The following is a 23,299-nucleotide window of genomic DNA, read 5'->3' on the forward strand; positions in this document are numbered from 1 at the left end:
AATTAGTAAAGAATTAATTGCGTCCTAATTTCGACTATTTAATTGGATCAAAATTCGTAACACATACCAAAATAGCAACGCCACTGAAGCAAATAACTCCAAAGCCGCTGCCACATACTGATCCGTAGTGTAGTGATGGATCACATTAGAGGTGTCATAGAGAATCGCCGCACTAGCAAACACAATCATGGCAAAGGAGAAAAATATTCCCAATTTGAAGCCAAAAATTACACTGCAAATAATCATACCGAGGGCAACAAACCCCACCATTGTTAAAATACCGCCCAGAAATGAAAAGTCAGCCTTGGTTGTAAAAGCGATCGTGGTTAAACCTGCAAATAGCAAGCCCGTAAGAATTGCAGCACTGGGTAAAACTTCAGGGCTAGTAAAATGGACAGCAATGTAAAGCAAAGGCACAAAGATAATCGCTTCACCCACCACATATAAACCCAAGCCAATATACTGAGTTTGAATGGAACTAGTCCGACTAGCTAAGGTTCGTGCTAACCAGCCTAGGAGCATAAATCCCCCTAAAACTACTAACCACGAAAAGGGCAAACTAAAAATTAGAGAAATAATCGCATCGGCAGCAGGTGTAACAAATAGAATTACCTCTAGTCCTACAAATAGAGCAACTGCAGCGGCAAGGTGCAGGTAGGTTTTCTGAATAAATTGCTGACGGTCGTTGGGTGAAGCCTGAGAAACAATCGTAGTCATAGTTTTATGGTTTTTAGTACATCAGGTTAACCATATAATTTTACCCTTTGCCATCTGTAATTCCAATCTTTGACAAAGACACCCGAGGAATTCTAGTTCTTTCCGAGTTCTTTACTGGCAAAGTTATAGGCTTAATTCCATAAGAGGTTTTTCTCTTAATTCACTTATTCAATGTCTTTAGGAGTTACGATGATTCGTCTTAATTACAAGTTATTCACCGCTTCTGCGATCGCTTTTGTCGCTATAACTGGCTTCAAAGCCCCAGAACAATCAGCATTTGCCAAACCACCTGAATCTGTACCTGTAGCAGCAGCTCCTGAAAAAACCTCTGGATTTACTGCTTTACAAGGGATAGTTGCTAAAACCAAGTCAGATGTTGAAACTGGTAACTTTACTAAAGCCAAAGCAGAATTCAGCCAATTTAATGATGCTTGGAAAAAAGTACAGGACGGACTTAAGAAAAAGTCTCCTGATGCTTATAAAGCCATTGAAGCTGATGCTGCAACTGTAACTAAAGAGCTATCTGCTTCTAAACCCGACAAAGCTAAAGTTACAACTGCCCTCACCACTTTGGATAAAGCGATCACCAAAGCAGCAAAATAAATAACTAAGCTATAAAAAATCTTGATCATAGGGCATAAATAGCCCTTTTTTAGTGTCAATATCTCGAATCTAATTATTATTCTAAGTTTTATTCTTCCAAGTACGCTATTTCTAATTGTCTGGCACATTCACATACTACTCATAAAATAGCCTTGGAGTCTTTATTACATTTGCGCGTTCAGGCATAGTTTCTTCCCAGAATTGAAGTAAATCATAAGCATTCCCATATCTTGATTAAAGCAAGGAAGTCTGTATCAAATTGCACTAAAACTAGCTGACAAATCCCCTAGTTTGGTAGGCATTACAACTTAAATAAAAATGCGATTAGAACAGCTACAAGCTTTTATTGCTGTGGCAGAGACTGGGAGTTTCCAAAAAGCTGCCCAAAAATGTAACATTACCCAGTCCACAGTTAGCCGTCAGGTACAGTCCCTAGAGCAGGATTTGGGTGTGCAGTTATTGCATCGCCATTCCCAAGCTAAATTAACGATCGCTGGGGAAAGATTCGTTGGTCGTGCCAGAAAAATCTGTAACGAATGGGATACAGCCACTCAAGAATTAGCAGATTTGATCGCTGGAAACCAACCTGAGCTTTGTGTAGCAGCAATTCCTTCGGTGTGTGCTTACCAAATGTCTCCAGTACTGCAAAAGTTTCGATTTGCCTATCCAGATGTGCAATTACGGGTAACAGCCCTAGGAAGTGATCGCGCCCTTAAGGTATTAAAAGATGGCTTAATTGATATTGCTGTAGTTATGAATAATCGCTTTATTGCAGCCAGTCCCGAAATTGTTGTCGATTCACTCTACACCGAAACCATTATGGTACTAATGGCAGCAGATCATCCCCTAACCAAATATCGGGCAATACCTTGGCAAGAATTAGGTACCTATCCCCATGTGGTGTTTAAAGATGGCTATGCTACTCAACGTCTAGTCCAAGATCAATTTCGACTGCAACAGATTAAAGTAGATGCGGCATTAGAACTAAATTCCTTGGATGCCTTTCGGGACATAATTCGTCAAAGTAATTTGATTGCTTTACTTACCCAATCTTCTCTATCAGGAGTAGAAAAAGATTTATCCTTGGCAGTGCGAAATACGGAATCCCCAATTTTGACTACGGAAGTTGTGTGTGTAACTACTAGCGATCGCCTGCAAATTCCGCCAATTCGATATTTTCGTCAATTAGTGTGTGAATTAATTACCACCGATCAATCCGATCAAGCGCTAACTCAGACCGATTTAAGCCTATTCAACTCCCCCAAATATTCCCAAATATATAGAAGTAAAAAATAAAACTTAAAGAATAAAACTATAAATTAACTATGAGCCAAGCTTTCAGAACTCTGCTGCGTAAGGTAGCTAGCGGTACCCATACTAGTAAAGACCTAACTCGGGTTGAGGCTGAAGCTGCTTTAGAGATGATCCTTACTCAAGAAGCTACCCCTGCTCAAATTGGAGCTTTTTTAGTTGCTCACCGTATTAAACGACCCACATCTATGGAAATGGCAGGAATGCTGGATGCCTACGATCGCTTTGGGGGCAGACTTGAACCAGTTAGCAATAGCAAACCTGTAATTATTTTAAGTTCTCCCTACGATGGGCGATCCCGTACTGCTCCCATTAGTCCACTTACAGCTATGGTGTTAGCAGCCGCAGGCATTAATGTGATTACCCATGGAGGTGATCGCATGCCCACGAAAGCAGGTATCCCCTTTATGGAAATCTGGCAAGGCTTAGATGTGCATTGGCAAAATTTAGATTTAACTCAAGTCCAAACTGTTTTAAATCAAACTGGATTTGCTTTTGTCTATCTCGCGGATCACTTTCCTCTGGCACAGGCGATCGTTGCCTATCGTGATCAAATTGGTAAACGTCCTCCCCTAGCCACCCTAGAGTTAATGTGGGCACCCTATAAAGGAACGGCTCATATTGCCTGTGGATTTGTCCATCCCCCCACGGAAGCAACTATGCGAGAGGCATTTGCGCTCACGGACTGCAAAGACTATACAACGGTTAAAGGGTCAGAAGGTAGCTGTGATTTACCCCGCGATCGCAGTGCCATTATTGGCTTAGGCACAGAAAGATTAGTCCTTAATGCCCGTGACTTTGGCTTTAGTAATTTTGAGGTTCCTTTGACTACGACTGCGGAATTAATTACAGATATACAGCAGGTCTTGGCAGGGGAAAAAACTGAATATCAGCGATCGCTCATTTGGAATAGCGGGTTTTATCTCTGGCGCATGGGCATATCCCCAAATCTGGAATCGGGATTTACACTGGCAGAAAATTTAATTAATAGTGGCAAGGTTAGGGAGAAGTTAGGAGAAATTAAACAGGCTATCGCTAATTTGAAAAACCCATGAACTTGGCTATAGGGCATTGGAGATTCTGATTAATGTATTCCGCTATACTTGCTTAAGCTTTTAGAGACTATGTAAACTCTTGGATTGTATTCCATAGAGATAAAGAGCCGCATGTCAGATTACAGCCAACTTGACACCACAGTAAAGCGGGAGAGATTAAAAGACCTAGCAATCTCTTTCCTAAAACTGGGGACATTGGCATTTGGTGGACCCGCAGCCCACATGTCGATGATGGATGAAGAATTCGTGCAACGGCGGCAATGGCTTGATCGTTCTCAGCTATTGGATATGATTGGCTTTACTAGTTTAATTCCAGGTCCTAGTTCCACAGAATTGGCAGTTCTCATTGGTTTAGAACGGGGCGGATGGCTGGGACTGATTATAGCTGGTACCTGTTTTATCTTCCCTGCCTTAGTAATTGTGTGGATATTTGCGGTTATTTATAAGCAGTATCAGACCTTACCTCAACTCGGCTCACTGCTCTATGGCATTAAACCCGTAATTATTGCGATTTTGGTGCAGGCTCTATGGAAGTTTAGAAAGGCTGGGGTTAAAAATCTTGAAACAGGGATTGTCCTAGTAGCTACGATTATGCTGTTTTATGTGGGAGTTAACGAAATTCTATTGATTGTAGGATCGGGCTTACTATTAATGGCAGTTAAATATTGGCGATCGCCTCTCTCCCTACCCGCAGTATTTTTACCTGTATCTCTATCTACATCCACTAATAATCTAACCAGCAATCTAACTGCAACGATTAACACCCCTGAACCTGCAACTTGGGTAAGTATATTTTTAACTTTTCTCAAAATTGGTTCCGTCCTCTATGGTGGTGGCTATGTACTTCTGGCATTCTTGCAAAAAGATATAGTCGAAAGATTACATTGGTTAACATTCCAACAACTTTTAGATGCAGTGGCAGTAGGACAGGTCACCCCCGGTCCCCTATTTACGACAGCCACCTTTGTTGGTTATTTAATTGGTGGAAATTCTGGAGCGATCGCTGCCACAGTCGGCATATTTTTGCCTTCTTTTATTTTGGTGGCAGTGTTTAGCAGATTTTTAGTCAAACTCCGAAAATCCAACTTAATGGCGGGCTTTTTAGATGGGGTTAATGCGGCGGCATTGGGGCTAATTGTGCCAGTAACTTTTCAGCTTGGACAATCATCTCTCACTAATCCCTTAACCATAGGCATAGCTCTAATTAGTGGCGTAGTTTTATTTAAGACTAAGCTTAACTCTACTTGGTTATTATTAGCGGGAGCAGCGATCGGGCTAATTTCCAGCTTTGTGGGATGATCCTCTTCTATTCAGCTACGGCAGTTTTCGATTAATCAAGCCTTACCTTACTCCAAAACTTTAATTGCCATAAATGCAAATATTGCCGCAGCGATCGCCTTAAGGAACTTAGTAGGTATGATTTCTGCCATACTATCGCCCAAAAGTACACCAATTAAACTAGACAGTAATAATGCCGATGCCGATCCCAAAAATACATAGCGCAAGGCTTTGGAGTTGCTACTAATACTTAGGGTTGCCAGTTGGCTTTTATCCCCTAATTCTGATAGAAATACCGTGCCAAAGGTTAAGAAGAATAATTGCCAATCCATTGTTAATAATTCAATTAATAATCTAAGTTGCGAAAACTACGGCAGAAAATCAGGGTCTAAAACCTGTTCTTTAGAGAAATCACAAACCTCTGGAAAAGTTACTAAAGGTAATTGCGTCTCAGTCTTAGCGTCTTGGCGCGCATCTATATAACACTCATCAAATACTTGCTCAAAATACTTTTTCAAACTAGGGCTATGCTTAAAAGATATTAATATACGGCGACGATGTTCGACTATTGACCTACGCCAACTATCACTTTGCTTTTGGGGCTGATATTTATACTTGAGTAAGTGCATGAGCAAGATGACTAAATTACTTTCTAAAGCACTTTTCTCGCTTTTACCCATAGATTCTAGTTCAGCAACCAAATCCTCTAGATTAATTTGCCCAAAGTTGCGATCGCTTAAATTGATAATAGTTGTTTCCAGCCATTGTTGATAATCTAAGTTATAGAGTGAAGTCAATAGGTTTGTACTCATAAAATTAGCCCGTGAATTATCCAGTTACTTAAACCGTAGAGATTTCCTTTTCTTTCTCCGCTAGAATTTGATCCATTTTTTTAATGAATTTATCAGTGATTTTATCGATCTGCTCTTGTAAATTTTTGGATTCATCCTCAGAGATTTCCTTAGATTTTTCTTGTTTACGTACCGAGTCGATCGCATCACGGCGAACATTTCTCACCCCAACTTTGCCTTCTTCTGCCAACTTTGCCACTAGCTTAACTAATTCTTTGCGGCGATCGCTTGTTAAAGGCGGAATATTCAGGCGAATACTAATACCATCATTATTAGGGGTTAAGCCCACATCAGATTCAGAAATAGCACGGCTAATAATATTCAAGCTGCCCCGATCATAGGGCTGGATCATGATTGTGGTTGAATCAGGGGTAGTAACATTTGCCAAGGATTTTAATGGTGTGGGTGATCCGTAATATTCCACCATGACCCGATCCAATAAAGCAGTACTAGCACGACCAGTTCTTACGGTATTAAAGTTTTGTTGAGTTGCCTCAATCCCTTTTTGCATCCGTGCTTCCACATCAGTTAATTTCACAATTTCCTCCAACATAAGTACCAATTGATTCTCCCATAACTGCACGGCGAATGTTACCTGGGACACCAAGATCAAAAACAATCAGGGGAATATTATTTTCTTGACACATCGTAAATGCAGTTGTATCCATAACTTTAAGATTATGACTCAGAACATAATCATAGGTTAGATTGTGGTGGCGTTTAGCGTTAGGATTTTGCTTGGGATCACTATCATAAATACCATCAACTCGTGTGGCTTTGAAAATAACTTCAGCATCAATTTCTGCCCCCCGTAATGCTGCGGTTGTATCCGTTGTAAAAAATGGATTACCTGACCCTGCACCAAAAATTACTACCCGCTTATTTTCTAAATGGCTCATGGCGCGCCTACGAATGTAAGGTTCTGCCACTTCTTGCATGGCGATCGCGGTCATCACTCTAGTTTCGACAGGGTACTCTAAATGTTCTAAAGCATCTTGCAAAGTCAAAGCATTCATCACCGTAGCAATCATACCGATATAATCTGCTGTCGCTCGATCCATACCTGCGGCTGCGCCCTGCATACCTCTAAAGATATTACCGCCACCAACCACAATTGCGACTTCAACTCCATCTCGGACAATTTCCGCAACTTCCAGAGCAATGGTTTGGACAATCATCGGGTCTATTCCAAAATTGCGATCGCCCATAAGTGCCTCGCCACTTAATTTCAGCAAAATCCGCCGATATTTAGCACTCATTCCTTTATTCCTAGTTATGCACAAACAATCTAATTAAACCCTAGTTTGTCTGCAATATTATCTGTAATATTAAAAGAGCCTAGATAAAACTCAGATAAAAAAGTTGACAATCCCTAGGATAAATTTGCTATATTATACAAGCGCAACTAATGGGGTGTCGCCAAGTGGTAAGGCAGCTGGTTTTGGTCCAGCTATTCCGAGGTTCGAATCCTTGCACCCCAGTTTAAATTTTAAAATCTAATTTCTAAAATAAATTTTAAGAGCAGGCAATTCTAAACCCGTAATCACTGTACTCACTGGTAGGAAGGTCTCTAAGGCGACAAGCAGAACGGCAATCGTGAGGATCATTTCCCCATGAGCCACCACGCAAAATTCTATAACCATTATCCACCGCATTCTCTTCGGTCGCAAACTGAGATATGGTGCCATCGGGTTCAAGGATCGCTGTGTCTTCATTGCTATCACCTTCCCACACCCTAGCATCATTTGGAGCATCATTATAATTGTCATGCCAAGGATCGGCGCACCATTCCCATACATTGCCGTGCATATCATAGAGTCCAAAGGCATTAGCCACTTGGAAGCTACCCACAGAAGTGGTTTCTCGGCGACTCTTACCTTTGGTACCAAAGCCATAAGTTTTTTCGCCATTATAGTTAGCTAAATCTGAGGTAATCGTCATCCCAAAGTGAAAAGGTGTATTAGTACCAGCTCTACAGGCATATTCCCATTCAGCTTCACTGGGTAGACGATAGACTTGCCCCATTTTTTTCGATAATCTCGCACAAAATTCAATGGCATCATGCCAAGATACTCTCTCTACGGGGCGATTTAAACCCTTAAAGTTAGATGGCGATGCTTTTAGGTCACGGCTAATCTTAGGCAAGGTGACCACCATATCCCATTGCTCTTGGGTAACTGGATATTTGCCTATGAAAAATGGAGCAACTTTTACCATACGTTGAGGACTTTCATGGGGTTTGCGATCGCTTTCCGATTCAGGGGAACCCATTTGGAAAGTGCCGCCGGGAATAAATACCATTTCAAAGGTTCTACCTAAACCAATGTATCCAGTGAAAAATTCTGCTTCTTTAGTAGTTTTATAAACTTCACAACTATTTACTAATCCAAATAATCCTGTTTGCTTTAGAGCAACGGTGGCAACTTGAAATTTAAAATTCTTAAGCTCAAATACTGACAAGCTAGAACTAGAAGTATCTACAGTTTTGTTAGGGCGGATCTTTTTGACTTCAGCTTTTGGTGGTGGTGGAACTGGATTAACCAGAGCCGATACGATACCAGCAGTTGATCTACCTGTACCTTGGGTTAATAACTGTAAAGCTTGCAAAACAGCTTCCGAGGATTTGAAGCGATGTTTTAGCTCCCGTGCCAGCATTCGATCAAGAATATCTTTGAATTTATCACTTACAGGCATTTTGAGATATTTTTGCCATACCCATCCCCCCTCCGCATGGGAATATAACCGATAGTTAGGGGACTCACCTGTCATTAAATGTACACAGGTAGCTCCTAGTCCGTAAATATCACTGGCAAAGGTGGACTGTCCTACAGCTTGCTCTGGAGCATCGTAGTGGGGTGTACCAATTACCGTACCTGGTGCAGATAAGGCACTCTCGCTAACGGCATGTTTAGCTGCCCCAAAATCAATCAAGAACAGAGATTGATCCGTAGAGCGACGAATAATGTTATCTGGCTTAATATCCCTATGAATAACGCCCGAACTATGAATAAAGCTGAGAACGGGTAATAAATCCCGAAGTAGTTGAATAATTTCGCCTTCATCAAAAAGCCTAGCTCGACTTTTAAGTTCATCTTTGAGGTTTTGTCCATCTACAAACTCTTGGACTATATACTGGCGCTGATCCTGTTCAAAATGTGCCATTAATTCAGGAATCTGGGGATGCTTTCCCAATCGATCTAACTGCTCTGCCTCATGCTGGAATAGTCGGAGGGCAATAGAGGCACTAGCGGGGTCTTTGGGTGCAAATTGCTTGATTACACACTTGGGCTTGGAAGGCTTTGCCTCATCAACTGCAATAAACGTCTTACCAAATGCCCCTTTAGCCAAAGCATCGGATGGACGGTAACGACCTAAAAGTGGTGCCAAACTTTCTTTGCACTTAAGGCAAGCTTTAGCACCCTCTGGATTTTGAGGCGTTTGACAGTTGGGATTGAGGCAGTAGTAGCTCATGGTGAAAATACGGCGCACTCTCTATATTTTGTCTTACCCAGCCACTATTAAATGTGATCTGTTTATATATGATCTGTGTGATCAATATCCAAATTTAAACTATTCAAATTTAATTAGATTAATTTAGAGTAATTTTAGGATACAGCAGCAGTGCGTCTTCTTTTCCCTTCGGCGGGAGTTGTAGTCAAAGAAGTGATCGCCATTGGAGGTTTAGAGCTACCAGATATTGACTTCTGTAGTAATAAGACTAACATAGGACGACTTTGCATTTGATTTTTGAGCATCCGTGTAATATCTCGCTCTAGTTGATAACGTAAGCCTACCCAATCCACTTCTGATTTTTCGCCATTATTATGTACAAAGTCAGCCCAGCGATTTCCTAGGGTATCTTCGATCACTTTTTGAATATGGGTAGTTAGCTGCGATCGCTCAATTAGAGAAACCACGCCATTTAGTTGCACATCTAGCTCCGTTGCCAGTTTGCCATCTAGTCCAATCGTTGCCGCCACAGTGACAATGCCATCGGCTGCAATTTGTTGGCGATCGCGAAGAACCTCTCCTTTAACCACCCCATCACGGGAAGCATCGACTAGTTCCACACCCGAAGGCACCTTATCCACAATCCGAATATGTTGGACGCAAACTTCAACCACATCACCGTTTTCGGCAATAACAATATTTTCCTTGGGAATCCCCATTTCCTGAGCCATTTTACTGTGCTGCATTAACATTCTGAGTTCACCGTGGGTAGGGAAGAAAAACTTAGGTCGAACTAAATTTAACATCAGCTTTTGATCTTCTTGAGCGCCATGTCCCGACACATGAATACCTTTATCCTTTCCATAGATTACGTTTGCCCCTAGGGAAATCAATTTATCAATTACTCGCACTACAGGGATGGTATTACCGGGAATAGGATTGGAAGAAAATACGACCGTGTCACCCGCTTGAATTTGCAGTTGTCTGTGGCTACCGTTTGCCATGCGTGTGAGCGCAGAATTTGACTCGCCTTGGGAACCTGTGGTTAAAATTAAAATTTGATCATCACGGTAATGGCGCAGATTTTGTAAAGGCTGAAGTAATTCATCACGGCATTTGATATAGCCAAGATTACGGGCATGGGCAATCACATTCAGCATGGAGCGACCAATTACACCGACAATCTTGCCCTGCTTTTCAGCAATATCTAGAATAATACTCAGGCGATGTACAGAAGAAGCAAACGTCGTAACAATAACTCTGCCCTTAGCACTGGCAAAAGCTCGCTCTAAGCCTGGATATACTGAACGTTCGCTAGGAGTGTAGCCCGGAATCTCGGCATTGGTGGAATCACTAATTAGGCACAGCACGCCTTTTTCGCCATGCTCAGCCAGACGCTGAATATCAAAGAACTCGCCATCCACAGGGGTGTGATCAAACTTAAAATCTCCTGTGTGAATGACTAAACCCGCAGGGCTATTAATGGCAACGGAAAAACTATCTGCCATCGAGTGGGTGTTGCGGATAAACTCCACAAAGAAGCTACTACCAATTCTGACAATATCACGGGGGGCAACTCGGCGTAATTCTGTACGGTTTAATACCCCTGCTTCTGTGAGCTTTTCTTCTAGGAGTGCCATCGCCAATCGAGGTCCATAGATTACAGGAATCTCAAATTGCTTTAATTGGAAAGCGATCGCTCCTATATGATCTTCATGGGCATGGGTCACAATCATCCCTTTGATTTTGTGCTTGTTTTCTCGCAAATAGGTCATATCAGGTAGCACAATATTGACACCGGGCATACCGTCATCGGGGAAAGATAAGCCCGCATCCAGCAACATAATCTCGTTGTTAATTTCAAATACCCATGTATTTTTACCAATTTCTTTGAGTCCGCCTAGTGCCATCATTTTTAGGGCGGGAGTATCAGATGTGGATGTCTTGACAATTTTAGGTTCAGTCTTGGTTTCGGTTTTTCTCAAGGTTACAGGAGATTTAGTCATATAGGTTTAGGTGAAGTAAATAATAATTGAAGTAAACAATAATCAGAAATAAGGAAAACTGAACCTAGGGCAATTAGGTAGGATTAAGCGTATATAGAGTTAAGTCGCTAGCTTTTAGGAATTAAGTCTGGAATTAAATTTGGTATCAAATCAAGGGTTGCCATTATAGATTTAAGCTTGGCTTCCAGTTCCAGATTAGGTTTTGTCTGCACAAGGGGCGATCGCATTACACCTGTGTCTAAACCAATAATTTTTAATGCCATTTTGACGGGAATAGGGTTGGTAGTATAAAACAATGCCTTAAATAGGGGAAATAGTTGAATATGAATATCTGTAGCTGTTTGCACATTACCTGAGGTAAATGCTTGGATCATTTGTTGAATGCGATCGCCAGCTAAATGGGAAGCCACACTAATTACACCCTTTGCCCCCACTGCCATTAGGGGTAAAGTTAGCGAGTCATCACCAGAGTAAATGTCAAAGTCGGGAGGGGTTAGGGAACGGATACAACTAGCTTGGTCTAGGTCACCTGTTGCCTCTTTAATGCCCACTATGTTTGTAACCTTTGCTAATTCAGCTACGGTAGCTGCTTCGAGTTTGCAACCAGTTCTACTAGGAACATTGTAAAGGATCATTGGTAAATTTGGGGCAGCCAGAGCGATCGCTTGGAAATGTCCATACAATCCGTCTTGGGGTGGCTTATTGTAGTAGGGGGTAACCTGTAACGTGCCATCTAGTCCTAAATTAGCCGCTTTGACTGTGGCAGCGATTGCCTCAGCCGTAGAGTTAGAACCAGTACCAGCAATAATTTTAGCCTTACCTGAAATCGTTTCTTTAATGACTTGAAATAATTTGTATTCCTCATCCCAAGTTAAAGTTGGTGATTCACCCGTAGTTCCACAGATCACCAATGTATCTGTTCCGTGATTAATCAGGTGTAATGCCAGTTTAGCTGCTGCCCCATAGTCCACCTGTCCTTCTAAATCAAAAGGTGTGACCATCGCAGTAAGTAATTGCCCAAAATCGACTTTAGACATAGTCAAAGCAAGTATCCAAGGTATTTAATAGCATCAAGGGTTAGGTTATTTAGTAAATTAGATTAGAAAAATTAAGAAGCTCAGATTCATATTAAATTACGATCAATTAACACCTCGGCAATCTGCACAGCATTCAAGGCAGCACCTTTGCGAATTTGATCACCACATAGCCACAGTTCAATGCAGTTAGGATGAGAAATATCTTGGCGAATTCTACCCACTAAAACATTATCTTTTCCGCTAGCAGCAATCGGCATCGGGAAATATTGACGTGACCAATCCTCAATTAGTTCGACACCCGGAGCCTTAGATAGTAATTCTTTAGCAGTAACTATACTAAATGGTTCGGAGAATTCTATGTTAATAGCTTCAGAATGGGCGCGCAAGACGGGAACCCGAACACAGGTGGCAGTAATTTGTATATCAGGATAGTCAAAAATCTTACGAGTTTCATTCACCATTTTCATCTCTTCGGCACAGTACCCCTGATCATCCATGGGGGAATTATGCAAAAACAGGTTAAAGCCAATGGGGTAAGGTAAAATTTCCGCCTTAGGTTCCTGATTATTTAAAATAGCCTGACTTTGCTCAATCAATTCATCCATTGCCCTAGCTCCCGCTCCACTTACGGACTGATAGGTAGCCGCCACAATCCGCTTTACCGGCTTCATCTTGTGTAAAGGGTAAACTGCCAAATTCATTAAAATGGTGGTGCAGTTGGGATTAGCAATAATGCCTTGATGGTGATCCAGTGCCTGTGGATTTACTTCAGGGACAACCAAGGGAACCTTAGGATCTTGGCGAAACGCACTAGAGTTATCAATAACTACTGCTCCCTTAGATACGGCGATCGCTGCCCATTCCTTAGAAACACTGGCACCAGCAGAGGCTAAAACAATATCTATGCCATTAAAAGACTCTGGAGTTACAGGAGCAATCACTAAGTCCTGTCCATTAAAGCTTAGAGTCTTACCTGTAGATTTTGGTGATGCCAGAAGTTTTAAATCAGCAACGGGAAAATCTCTTTCTATCAGTAAGGACATGAGTTCAGAGCCAACTGCCCCTGTTGCCCCTAAAATTGCCACATTATATTTTTTTCTATGCAATCTTCTGTTCTCCTTATTTTTATTTACACTTACATTTTTAGATTTACCGATCTATTTAGTTGATCTATTTGACGACCAAACTATGATCAAATACTTTATGTTTAACTGAGTTTTGAATCTTATTTAACGGATTTCAGTGATTTTCCTTCAGAGATATATTCAACGGCATTTACTTCTAAATCTCTAAATTAAATCTCTAAAGACTCAGACTAGAGGGAGATGGAACTGTTTCATCTCCCCAAACTTCCTTTAAGATATTGAGGTGAAGTTACAAGAGAATTCCTAGTTGGGAATGAGTATATTTTTGAAATTAGGTAAAAGCAATATAACATTTTTTATGGGAAAAGATTAAGGTCCAGTAAAGATTGCATCTTCAATATCTCTTCGGCTTAAGGAGTAAGGAAAAGCTCTATTTATATCTTTATTTCCCGCTAGAGCATTAATATAGCGTACGCGAATCTCCTCAATATCCATGGAAATCTCTGCTTGCCAGTCTCGGTATTCTACTAGCCAATTGTTTAGCCTTTGGTTATCTTGTTTACAGTTTTTAGACCGCAACCAAGCTTCAACCATGTTAAGCGAATGATTATACAATGGTGTATCTGCGGGAGGAAGAGTCATAGGCGGGAGATGAGATCGTACTTACTTTAATACTTAATACTGGGTTTCATAACTATAGCTCAGATTCTATAATTTAACTAAGTCGGTCGATGCAACAGTTAACCTCAATTCAGCTAATTTAGCTATACATTATGCTCACTGCGAAAGTAGTTTGGTTTGCCTTAGGTATTACTTTACTGGTATTAGAGCTATTGGTACCAATTCCCACGCTTTTATTAGCAGGAGTTTTGGGTATAGGGGCTTTGGTTGTAGCAGCAATTTTATTGGTGGGTAATATCCCTATTGCCTTGCAACTATTAATTTGGGTATTAATTTCTGGATTCCTAGGTTGGTATTCCCGTAGATTTATACCAAAAGGGCTGGGCAGAATTAGGGATGCGGATGAAGCGGTAACGATCGCCGAAATCTTACCCGGACAAGCTGGTAGAGTTAAATATGAGGGCAATTCATGGAAGGCTAGGTGCGATGATCCCAAGACTGCGATCGCCATTAACCAAAAAGTCTATGTTTTACGGCGACAAGGGACTACGTTAATAGTTATGCCAGAACATTGGCTTCAGGAACATTAGGGGAAGTTAGGTTGTAAAGATTAGATTGTCGATATGGGCATAAGGTTAAATTTGTTCACCCTGAGCAGTTCGGCGGTATAATTGTGCCATTGCTGGCTCATGTTGGGGCATATAAGTAAGCAAGTAAATAAGCGAGGTCTGATTATGGAATTTATCTTTGGTACAGCGATCGTCGGGGCAATAGCCCTATTTAATTCCTTAAAGATTATCAACCAAGGGGAAGAGGCATTAGTTGCGACCTTCGGCAAATATAACCGCAAGCTTTTACCTGGACCCAACTTTATTTTTCCTATAATGGATACGATCGCCTACCGAGCCTCGGTTAAAGAGCAAGTTTTGGATGTGCCTCCCCAGCAATGTATTACTAAAGACAACGTACCAGTTACCGCCGACGCAGTAGTATACTGGCGCATTGTCGATATGGAAAAAGCTTTCTATCGAGTATCAGACTTAAATCGGGCAATGACAAACCTTGTCCTCACTCAAATTCGGGCAGAGGTAGGAAATTTAGAACTAGATCAAACTTTCACCGCTAGAAATGAAATTAATGAACTACTCATACGGGATTTGGATGAATCCACAGAGCCTTGGGGCGTAAAGGTAACAAGGGTAGAATTGCGAGATATTTTGCTGGCTAAGGCTGTACAGGAGTCCATGGAATTGCAAATGACCGCAGAACGTAAGAAGAGAGCTTCAGTCTTGACCTCAGAAGGGGAAAGAGAATCAGCAATTAATAAAGCCCGTGGTACAGCAGATGCTCAAATTTTAGCGGCAGAGGCATCGCAACGGGCAACTATCCTTAAAGCAGAGGGCGATCGTCAACAACAGGTCTTAAAGGCTAAAGCGATCGCAGAATCAGCAGCAATTATCTCAGCCCAGCTTAAAAGTAACCCTGATGCAGCTAAGGCATTTGAAGTCTTATTTGCCTTGGGTTATTTAGATATGGGGACAGCGATCGGTAGTAGTGACGGTAGTAAAGTCATGTTTATGGATCCCCGCACTATACCTGCTACCCTTGAGGGCGTAAAGTCAATTATTGGCGATATTCCAACTACTGATGCTCCCAAACCTACAAACTGGAAGTAAGTTAAAAATAAGTTAAAAATACCTAAAATTTCAGATTTTTCTGCTTTATGATCATCTTACCGAGTCACTTTGCAGGAATTTGTTATGTCAGAATTTGTTGGTCTTCATATCCACAGTGAATATAGTTTATTGGATGGAGCTAGCCAGTTACCAAATTTAGTAGATCAAGCCCTACAACTAGATATGAAGGCGATCGCTTTAACGGATCATGGGGTCATGTATGGGGCGATCGAATTAATTAAAACCTGCCGCAGTAAAGGCATTAAGCCGATTATTGGCAATGAAATGTATGTGATTTTAGGTGATATTACCAAGCAAGAAAAAAAGCGCAAGTATCACCAAATTGTGTTAGCGAAAAATAATCAGGGTTATAAAAATCTGGTTAAGCTTACGACTATTTCGCATTTACAGGGTTTTCAAGGCAAGGGTATATTTGCGCGCCCCTGTATTAGCAAAGAATACTTAGAACAATATAAAGAAGGCTTGATCATTACCTCTGGATGTTTGGCGGGAGAAGTACCCCAAGCAATTTTACAGGGACATCCTGATATCGCTAGAGACACTGCCCGTTGGTATAAGCAAATATTCAAAGATGATTATTATTTAGAAATTCAAGATCATGGCTATCCTGAAGATCGGATAGTAAATGTGGAGATCGTCAAAATTGCCCGTGAATTAGATATTAAAATTATCGCCACCAATGATTCCCACTTTGTCTCCTGCTATGACACCGATGCCCATGATGCACTGTTGTGTATTCAAACGGGAAAGCTGATCGAAGAAGAGAAACGCCTGCGCTATAGCGGTATGGAGTATCTGAAATCCGAAGCTGAAATGAAGTTACTGTTCCAAGATCATTTATCCGATGACATTATTTCCGAAGCGATTAGAAATACGGCGGAAGTTGCGGCTAAGGTGGAAACCTATGATGTTATGAGTGAACCACGGGCAGCTAGCTATGATGTACCTTTGGGCTATACTGCCGAAACCTATTTGGAAGAAGTAACATGGCAAGGGATTTTAGAAAGATTTCAGACGAAAAAGCGAGATGATATTCCCCTAAATTATCAAGAACGATTGCACTTTGAGTTGGGAATCATGCAGCAAATGGGATTCTCTACTTACTTTTTAGTTGTGTGGGATTACATTAAATATGCGCGCGATCGCCACATCCCCGTTGGACCAGGTAGAGGTTCGGCTGCAGGTTCGTTAGTTGCCTTTTCCCTAGGAATTACCAATATTGATCCAATTCATCATGGACTACTGTTTGAAAGATTTTTGAATCCTGAACGCAAGTCGATGCCAGATATTGATACGGACTTTTGTATCGATCACCGAGATGAACTGATTAAGTATGTGACCCAAAAGTATGGCGAAGATCGTGTGGCTCAGATTGTCACGTTTAACCGCTTGACCTCCAAAGCTGTATTAAAAGATGTGGGTAGAGTGTTGAATGTCCCCTATAGTGAAGCGGACAAAATGGCAAAAATGATTCCCGTATCCAGAGGTAAACCTGCCAAGCTAAAGGAAATGATTGGGAATGATACGCCTGCGCCAGAATTTAAGGAACGTTATGAAAAAGACCCTAAAGTATTTCAGTGGCTAGATATGGCAATGCGGATCGAAGGAGTGAACAAAAGTTCGGGAGTCCATGCCGCAGGAGTAGTGATTTCACCCATGCCCTTGGATGAAATTGTCCCTTTACAACGTAATGCTGATGGAGCCGTAATTACTCAGTACCCAATGGAGGATTTAGAGTCCTTGGGTTTATTAAAAATGGACTTTTTGGGGCTAAGGAATCTCACCACAATCCAACATACAGTAGATTTAATTAACCAACAGCACAAAGGACAAAATTTTGATATTAATGCGATCGCTCCCGATGCTAATACTGTAGAAAATCAGAAAACCTACGAAATTCTGGCAAAAGGCGAACTAGAAGGGATATTTCAATTGGAATCTTCGGGAATGAAGCAAATTGTTCGAGATTTAAAGCCCTCTAATATTGATGATATTTCTTCGATTCTTGCCCTTTATCGCCCAGGTCCTTTAGATGCGGGATTAATTCCTAAATTTATCAATCGTAAACATGGTCGGGAATTAATGGACTACGCTCATCCAGATTTAGAACCGATACTCAAAGAGACTTATAGTATTCTCGTTTTTCAGGAGCAAATTATGAAGATCGCTCAGGATTTAGCAGGATATTCCTTGGGAGAAGCAGATTTACTTCGCCGGGCAATGGGAAAAAAGAAACCCGCCGAAATGGAAAAACAGAGAGAAAAGTTCCTTGATGGGGCGGCAATAAATGGGATTAAATCTAAAGTGGCAACGGATTTGTTTGAGCAAATGGTTCTGTTTGCAGAATATTGTCTAGGCTATGATACCCCAGTGCTAACCGTAGAGTATGGCTTTATGCCCATTGGCAAGATTGTGGAAGAAAAAATACAATGTCATGTTTATAGTGTGGATCAGAATGGCTTAGTATTCACTCAGGCGATCGCCCAATGGCACAATCGAGGACAACAGGAGGTGTGGGAATATAATTTAGATAATGGGGATATAGTCCGAGCCACTAAGGATCACAAATTTATGACCATAGATGGACAGATGCTTCCCATTAATCAAATTTTTGAGCAGGGCTTGGAACTGAAAGTTATTGCCTAATTTAATTAGCTCTATTTTTATAATGGGAAAGGAGTAACCTGTAAATAACCACTAAATAACAGAAGCGATCGCCCGTTTCAAGTCAATACATAACTGCTCGATCGCTTTTAATCCTCCTTCTTCTGCTAATAGCCTGACCATCGCACTACCGACGATCGCACCATCTGCATTCCATTCAATTACCTGTTTAGCTTGATCGGGTTGGGAAATGCCAAAGCCCACAGCAATTGGCTTATCGGTTACAGTTCTGAGTCGTTCTAGAATTGATTGCACTTTTTTACTAACTTGGCTGCGTACACCCGTTACACCGACGGAACTAACTAGATAGATAAATCCTTGGGATTGGGAGGCGATCGCTTCAAATCTTTCCACTGGAGTAGTGGGAGCAACTAATAAAATTACTTCAATGCCAATTCTTGCCGCAGGTTCTAATAAAACATGGGATTCTTCTAGGGGTAAATCTGGAACTACTAAGCCTCTAGCTCCCGCCGCATAGATTTTTTGTAGGAATGTTTCTATGCCTAAATTTAAAATGGGATTGTAATAACAAAAGAGAATGATCGGCGATCGCAACTCTGGAGATACATTTTTAACAAGCTCTAAAACTTGATCTAAAGTTACACCCTTTGCTAACGCCCTAGTTGCCGCCGCTTGAATCACTGGTCCATCGGCTAAAGGATCGGAATAGGGAACCCCTAGCTCTATAAGGTCGGCTCCACTACGATCAAGAATTTTTAATGCCTCTGTAGTTGTTGCCAGATCGGGATCGCCAGCAGTGATAAATGGAATGAGGGCAGCTTGTCCGTGCGATCGCAATAGCTCAAACTTAGCAGAAACAGAGATCATGATTTTTATTTAAGTATCAAGTAATTAAGTAATAGCATAAAAAGCCAGAGCATAATTATCACCCTGATTGTGTAATTTAGTGGAGAGATACCGTGAGAATGGGTAAAATAAGCGTGATTTGCACTTCAACTAATTCATGGCTAATTCATGGCGATAAATCTTAAAGGTAAAAAAGCTCTGGTTACGGGTGGGAGTAAAGGTATTGGTAAGGAGGTAGTTTTAGAACTAATTAATGCTGGGGCAGTAGTAGCGATCGCATCTCGGCACATACCAGAAAATTTACCAGAATTGGAGCAGCTTAGTGGAATTAATGGAACAATAATCAAGGCGTATGGTATAGATTTAGCCGAGGTTAATAGCATTAGTGCCAGAGTTAATACAATTATTCATGACCTAGAAGGGTTGGATATTTTGATTAACAGTGCTGGCATGGCTTATACCAATGAAATTATTGATACACCTCTAGCAGATTTTCAACAAGTTCTAAATTTAAACTTAACAAGCGTATTTGCGTGTATTCAGGCAGTTTTACCGACTATGCGATCGCAAAAAAGCGGCATCATTATCAATATTGCTTCCATTGCTGCCAAACAGGCATTTCCCACTTGGGGGGCATACAGTGCTAGTAAGTTTGGGCTTTTAGGTTTAACGCAAGCATTAGCTGCGGAAGAAGGAACCCACGGCATTAAGGTCATGTCCATTTGTCCGGGTTCAGTTGATACCCCCCTATGGGACACTCTTGCACCCGAAGTCGCAGCAAATTTTGACCGTAAAGCCATGCTAGAAGCTAAAACCGTGGCAGAAATAATTATGTCGATGTTGACATTACCAGCTAATGCCGTAATTCAAGACCTAGTATTAATGCCTAATACTGGAGTTTTATAGAAAGTCTCGCTTTGCGTCTTTTAAGGACTGCTAAAACTCAAATCAAGATATAGCTATTCAACATTTAGCATATTAGTCAGGTTACAATAAGAAAACTGATAAATGATAACTAATAACTGATCCAAAGTTTGTAATGCAATCAACTACAGCCCAATTACCTGATGCCCTTGATCGAATAATTAAAAGGTTTCAACGGCTTTCAGACCCTAAACAACGTTATGAGCAACTAATTTTATACGGACAAAAGCTACCCAAATTTGCTGATAGCGATCGCACCCCTGAAAATAAAGTCCCTGGCTGTATTTCCCAAGTATTTATCACTGCTCAGTTAAATGATCAAAACCAGGTGATTTTTACTGGAGACTCTGACGGTTTGATTAGTAAAGGTTTTGCAGGACTATTAATCTCTGGGCTAAATAATGCCAGTCCTGAAGTAATCTTAAATCTTGCGCCAGACTTCATCAATGATACGGGTTTAATTGTGAGCCTTACTCCATCCCGTGCCAATGGCTTTTTTAGTGTATTTAAAACTATGCAGGCAAAGGTGAGAGTATTGGTTTAATTATGATTGTAGATTCATGAATTTAGCATACTCTCTAAACTACTAAGTCATACCCCATCTGGATCAATTCCTATGGCTTAAAGTCCACCATGGATAGCCAAGAATTAGGTGAATAGCAATTAAACCAGAAACAAAGAGTATGAGCAGGTAATTTACGGTTGTTGCGACTAGAAATTCGCTAAATATTGCTAATACAGGAAATGCAAGCTGTAATGATTAACATATAAAACTCCCCAGGCTGGATTCGAACCAGCGACCAGTCGATTAACAGTCGACTGCTCTACCGCTGAGCTACTGAGGATTAATTTTCAAGACTTTTCTAATGTTACATTATCTTTTTGCAGTTGTACAGAGTTTTCTAGTAATCTCACCAATTCTGATTATGGCTTTTCTCTGATTATGAATTTTCAAGGAGGAGCGAGTTTCAACTCAAGACATTACTTCTACTATTCCAGTCAAGTTAGCGAAGTAGCTTTGCACTTTAAGATCAGGATAGCGATTTTGAATTTTCTGTGTGGCATTTTTTAAGCAGGAAGAATGTATCTCTTTTTCCTGCTGCAGACTCTGACTAAGATTAGGATAAAGCATTTGATATGCGCCACAGTCCTGATGATCACAAATGATTACTTGACGGACATGGTGGAGTTTATAGGAAATATCAAGTTGATCCCAAAAAGCTTCGGTTTCGGCGGGATGGGGAAAGTTGGCAAGAGAGAGAGAGGCTCCTGCTAAGGCAGTCCAGTCATATTTACCTTCTAAGCCTTCGGTTTTTAAGAAGTGAGTAATTATGTGAATAAAACGGAAGTCTATGCAACTGAGAACTAGAGCGTTAGCATTTTCTTCTTTGGCGATCGCTTCTAAAATTGGTAACTGAGATAAAAGACCACCTGTAATTAATCCCTTAATCAGGCTACGGCGAGAACTATGATAGTGCTGCATATTAGTAAATTTCTAAATTTTAGCCAGAATAGTCTCTGGACGAGGAATACAACTACTGGGAAGAAGGGCGCAAACTGCTAGGTCAGTGGTTGGGTAACAGTTCTCTCTCCCAATTTTATCTAATAATCCTGTGCGATCAAGTAATTGCTCTACCTCGTTTTGCAAACCCGTGAGAATTAAATGACAATTATGCTGCTTCAAATCTCTATAAATATCCTCAAGAGCTACCAACCCTGTGGTGTCCATAATCGGCACAAACCGCATCCGTAAAATTAAATGTTTAACTTCAGGCTCATCTCTTAAAAATGTAGCAAATCTTTCTGCTGCGCCAAAAAATACAGGACCATCTATACGATAAACAGCAATTTCCTTCCCCAATTCTAAAGGTACACCTGCGGGGAAAGCCTCAACGTCTGGAATACGAGCTAGGTTAAGGTCACTCATGCGTTTGATAAATAAAGCTCCTGCAGCAATCAACCCAATTTCTACTGCCAATACTAAGTCAAAGCAGATCGTCACGCCCCAAGTTAGCAACATTACGCCCAGATCAGCATAGGTCGATCGCATTAATAACCCGATCGCCTCCCATTCAATCATGCGGATACTAACCACCATCAAAATCCCAGCTAATGCTGCTAGGGGAATTTTTGCGGCTAAAGGAGCCAAACTTAAAATAATTACTGCCAAAGCCACACCATGAATAATGCCAGATAACTTGGTTTTACCTCCCGATCGGACATTAACAGCAGTTCGAGCGATCGCCCCCGTAGCAGGAATTCCCCCAAAAAACGGTACCACTAAATTAGCAATACCCTGTCCAATTAGTTCTTGATTACTATTATGTTTTTCGCTGACGGTCATTCCATCTGCCACTACCGCCGAAAGCAGAGATTCAATACTACCCAAGGCAGCTAATGCCAAAGCTGGATTAATAAGTTCTCTTAATAAGCGGAGATCATTCCAGTGGGGGATACCGTGGGGTAAAGGTAAACTGCGAGGAATTTCGCCAATGGTTGGTAAATCAAGCTGTAAAAAAGAAGCGATCGCTGTGGTTAAAATTAAACCTATTAATGATCCAGGGACTACTGTAGTAATTTTGGGTAATAAAAGCTTTGTACCAATTACCACCGAGGCGATCGCTACAGCCGCCCAATTAAGAGCCTGAATATGGGTTACGGTATTCCACAAAGCGGGAAGAAAATGCTCACTGCGCTCTAATTTTAAGCCCATGAAATTATTAAGCTGCCCACAGAAAATAATTACAGCAATACCATTGGTAAAGCCTGCCGTCACAGGATAGGGAATGAATTTGACTAACTGCCCCATTTTGGCGATACCCAAGGCAATTTGAATAATTCCCGCCATCACTCCTGCAATCCAGACTTTTTCGATACCGTACTTAGCGACAATTCCTACTAAAACCACCGCCATTGCCCCTGTAGGTCCTGTGATTTGGACAGAGGAACCACCAAACAGTGATGCCAAAATCCCAGCCACGATCGCCGTATATAGTCCCGCCTTTGGCTCTACGCCACTAGCCACTGCAAATGCTAAAGCTAGAGGTAAAGCGACTACGGCTGCGGTTAATCCTCCAGTTAAGTCACCCTTGAGATGCTTAAAAGGTCGCCAATTGCGCCAGTTTCTCCAACCAGAGAATTCTACTTCAGCCATGTTACTCCCAAAAACTTAAGTGCTTATTCAATTTCATCG

At 41.3% G+C, this 23,299-nt stretch carries 22 protein-coding genes and 2 tRNA genes; 10 read left to right on the top strand and 14 right to left on the bottom strand.

The genetic code is table 11. From position 1 onward, the window contains the following. Positions 1 to 24 precede the first annotated feature (24 nt). Positions 25 to 717 (bottom strand): Bax inhibitor-1/YccA family protein, encoded by a 693-nt coding sequence (locus tag SYN7502_RS08300; RefSeq protein WP_015168402.1) that lies wholly within the window; start codon positions 715 to 717, stop codon positions 25 to 27. Positions 718 to 906: 189 nt separating this feature from the next. Between SYN7502_RS08300 and SYN7502_RS08305 the strand changes: the two genes are divergently transcribed. From SYN7502_RS08305 to chrA, 4 genes are all read left to right on the top strand, one after another. Next, positions 907 to 1,320: a hypothetical protein gene (locus SYN7502_RS08305; protein ID WP_015168403.1), complete on the top strand. Its 414-nt coding sequence runs from the start codon at positions 907 to 909 to the stop codon at positions 1,318 to 1,320. 318 nt (positions 1,321 to 1,638) lie between these two features. Next, the gene (locus tag SYN7502_RS08310) at positions 1,639 to 2,616 is read left to right on the top strand and encodes a LysR family transcriptional regulator (protein WP_015168405.1); all 978 of its coding nucleotides are present in this window, start codon (positions 1,639 to 1,641) and stop codon (positions 2,614 to 2,616) included. Positions 2,617 to 2,645: 29 nt separating this feature from the next. Continuing rightward, positions 2,646 to 3,686, top strand: a complete 1,041-nt coding sequence (locus SYN7502_RS08315; protein ID WP_015168406.1) for an anthranilate phosphoribosyltransferase family protein — start codon at positions 2,646 to 2,648, stop codon at positions 3,684 to 3,686. 111 nt (positions 3,687 to 3,797) lie between these two features. Further along, entirely contained in the window at positions 3,798 to 4,985 is a 1,188-nt protein-coding gene (gene chrA, locus SYN7502_RS08320; protein WP_015168407.1) for a chromate efflux transporter, read from the top strand. 47 nt (positions 4,986 to 5,032) lie between these two features. Here chrA and SYN7502_RS08325 read toward each other — a convergent pair whose 3' ends face one another. Genes SYN7502_RS08325 through pyrH form a run of 4 tightly spaced genes read right to left on the bottom strand, consistent with a single transcriptional unit; the run spans position 5,033 to position 7,074 of the window. Then, the gene (locus SYN7502_RS08325; RefSeq protein WP_015168408.1) at positions 5,033 to 5,296 is read right to left on the bottom strand and encodes a TMEM165/GDT1 family protein; all 264 of its coding nucleotides are present in this window, start codon (positions 5,294 to 5,296) and stop codon (positions 5,033 to 5,035) included. A gap of 36 nt (positions 5,297 to 5,332) precedes the next feature. Further along, positions 5,333 to 5,776 carry a DUF29 domain-containing protein gene (locus tag SYN7502_RS08330; RefSeq protein ID WP_015168409.1) on the bottom strand — a complete coding sequence of 148 codons (444 nt, stop codon included), beginning with the start codon at positions 5,774 to 5,776 and terminating at the stop codon, positions 5,333 to 5,335. A 28-nt stretch (positions 5,777 to 5,804) separates the two neighbouring features. Beyond that, complete coding sequence (frr, locus tag SYN7502_RS08335) at positions 5,805 to 6,353, bottom strand: ribosome recycling factor (protein ID WP_168130345.1); 549 nt, start codon at positions 6,351 to 6,353, stop codon at positions 5,805 to 5,807. Next, positions 6,340 to 7,074: a UMP kinase gene (gene pyrH, locus SYN7502_RS08340; protein WP_015168411.1), complete on the bottom strand. Its 735-nt coding sequence runs from the start codon at positions 7,072 to 7,074 to the stop codon at positions 6,340 to 6,342. The genes frr and pyrH overlap by 14 nt, the downstream gene beginning before the upstream one ends. 150 nt (positions 7,075 to 7,224) lie before the next feature. Here pyrH and SYN7502_RS08345 point away from each other — a divergent pair. Next, positions 7,225 to 7,296 (top strand) — tRNA-Gln (locus tag SYN7502_RS08345). A 34-nt stretch (positions 7,297 to 7,330) separates the two neighbouring features. Here SYN7502_RS08345 and SYN7502_RS20950 read toward each other — a convergent pair. The 5 genes from SYN7502_RS20950 to SYN7502_RS08370 all read right to left on the bottom strand — a co-directional run bounded on the left by SYN7502_RS20950 (position 7,331) and on the right by SYN7502_RS08370 (position 14,035). Further along, positions 7,331 to 9,304 carry a bifunctional serine/threonine-protein kinase/formylglycine-generating enzyme family protein gene (locus SYN7502_RS20950; protein WP_246828981.1) on the bottom strand — a complete coding sequence of 658 codons (1,974 nt, stop codon included), beginning with the start codon at positions 9,302 to 9,304 and terminating at the stop codon, positions 7,331 to 7,333. Between the two features lie 116 nt (positions 9,305 to 9,420). Beyond that, entirely contained in the window at positions 9,421 to 11,271 is a 1,851-nt protein-coding gene (locus SYN7502_RS08355) for a ribonuclease J (protein ID WP_015168413.1), read from the bottom strand. Between the two features lie 107 nt (positions 11,272 to 11,378). After that, positions 11,379 to 12,308 carry a 4-hydroxy-tetrahydrodipicolinate synthase gene (gene dapA, locus SYN7502_RS08360; protein ID WP_015168414.1) on the bottom strand — a complete coding sequence of 310 codons (930 nt, stop codon included), beginning with the start codon at positions 12,306 to 12,308 and terminating at the stop codon, positions 11,379 to 11,381. Between the two features lie 86 nt (positions 12,309 to 12,394). Continuing rightward, positions 12,395 to 13,414, bottom strand: coding sequence for an aspartate-semialdehyde dehydrogenase (locus SYN7502_RS08365; protein ID WP_015168415.1), 1,020 nt, complete (start codon positions 13,412 to 13,414; stop codon positions 12,395 to 12,397). Between the two features lie 348 nt (positions 13,415 to 13,762). Beyond that, positions 13,763 to 14,035 carry a DUF3143 domain-containing protein gene (locus SYN7502_RS08370; RefSeq protein ID WP_015168416.1) on the bottom strand — a complete coding sequence of 91 codons (273 nt, stop codon included), beginning with the start codon at positions 14,033 to 14,035 and terminating at the stop codon, positions 13,763 to 13,765. A 131-nt stretch (positions 14,036 to 14,166) separates the two neighbouring features. Here SYN7502_RS08370 and SYN7502_RS08375 point away from each other — a divergent pair, with 131 nt between their 5' ends. The 3 genes from SYN7502_RS08375 (at position 14,167) to SYN7502_RS08385 (ending at position 18,357) form a co-directional block, all read left to right on the top strand. Then, a complete protein-coding gene (locus tag SYN7502_RS08375) occupies positions 14,167 to 14,604 on the top strand; it encodes an NfeD family protein (protein ID WP_015168417.1) in 438 nt (145 codons plus the stop codon). Between the two features lie 144 nt (positions 14,605 to 14,748). After that, entirely contained in the window at positions 14,749 to 15,690 is a 942-nt protein-coding gene (locus tag SYN7502_RS08380) for an SPFH domain-containing protein (RefSeq protein ID WP_015168418.1), read from the top strand. Positions 15,691 to 15,774: 84 nt separating this feature from the next. Beyond that, positions 15,775 to 18,357 (top strand): trans-splicing intein-formed DNA polymerase III subunit alpha N-terminal partner DnaE-N, encoded by a 2,583-nt coding sequence (locus SYN7502_RS08385; RefSeq protein ID WP_015168419.1) that lies wholly within the window; start codon positions 15,775 to 15,777, stop codon positions 18,355 to 18,357. Between the two features lie 51 nt (positions 18,358 to 18,408). Here SYN7502_RS08385 and trpA read toward each other — a convergent pair whose 3' ends face one another. Continuing rightward, positions 18,409 to 19,203: a tryptophan synthase subunit alpha gene (gene trpA, locus SYN7502_RS08390; RefSeq protein ID WP_015168420.1), complete on the bottom strand. Its 795-nt coding sequence runs from the start codon at positions 19,201 to 19,203 to the stop codon at positions 18,409 to 18,411. 147 nt (positions 19,204 to 19,350) lie between these two features. Between trpA and SYN7502_RS08395 the strand changes: the two genes are divergently transcribed. Then, positions 19,351 to 20,088 (top strand): SDR family oxidoreductase, encoded by a 738-nt coding sequence (locus SYN7502_RS08395; protein ID WP_015168421.1) that lies wholly within the window; start codon positions 19,351 to 19,353, stop codon positions 20,086 to 20,088. Positions 20,089 to 20,221: 133 nt separating this feature from the next. Next, positions 20,222 to 20,650, top strand: a complete 429-nt coding sequence (locus tag SYN7502_RS08400; RefSeq protein ID WP_015168422.1) for a SufE family protein — start codon at positions 20,222 to 20,224, stop codon at positions 20,648 to 20,650. Between the two features lie 229 nt (positions 20,651 to 20,879). Here the strand turns inward: SYN7502_RS08400 and SYN7502_RS08405 are convergent. The 3 genes from SYN7502_RS08405 to SYN7502_RS08415 form a co-directional block, all read right to left on the bottom strand. Further along, a tRNA-Asn gene (locus SYN7502_RS08405) sits at positions 20,880 to 20,951 on the bottom strand. A 128-nt stretch (positions 20,952 to 21,079) separates the two neighbouring features. Beyond that, positions 21,080 to 21,589 (bottom strand): carbonic anhydrase, encoded by a 510-nt coding sequence (locus tag SYN7502_RS08410; protein WP_015168423.1) that lies wholly within the window; start codon positions 21,587 to 21,589, stop codon positions 21,080 to 21,082. A 12-nt stretch (positions 21,590 to 21,601) separates the two neighbouring features. Further along, positions 21,602 to 23,260, bottom strand: coding sequence for a SulP family inorganic anion transporter (locus SYN7502_RS08415; protein ID WP_015168424.1), 1,659 nt, complete (start codon positions 23,258 to 23,260; stop codon positions 21,602 to 21,604). Positions 23,261 to 23,299: the final 39 nt, after the last annotated feature.

The organism is Synechococcus sp. PCC 7502 (genome assembly GCF_000317085.1).
Lineage (GTDB): Bacteria > Cyanobacteriota > Cyanobacteriia > Pseudanabaenales > Pseudanabaenaceae > PCC-7502.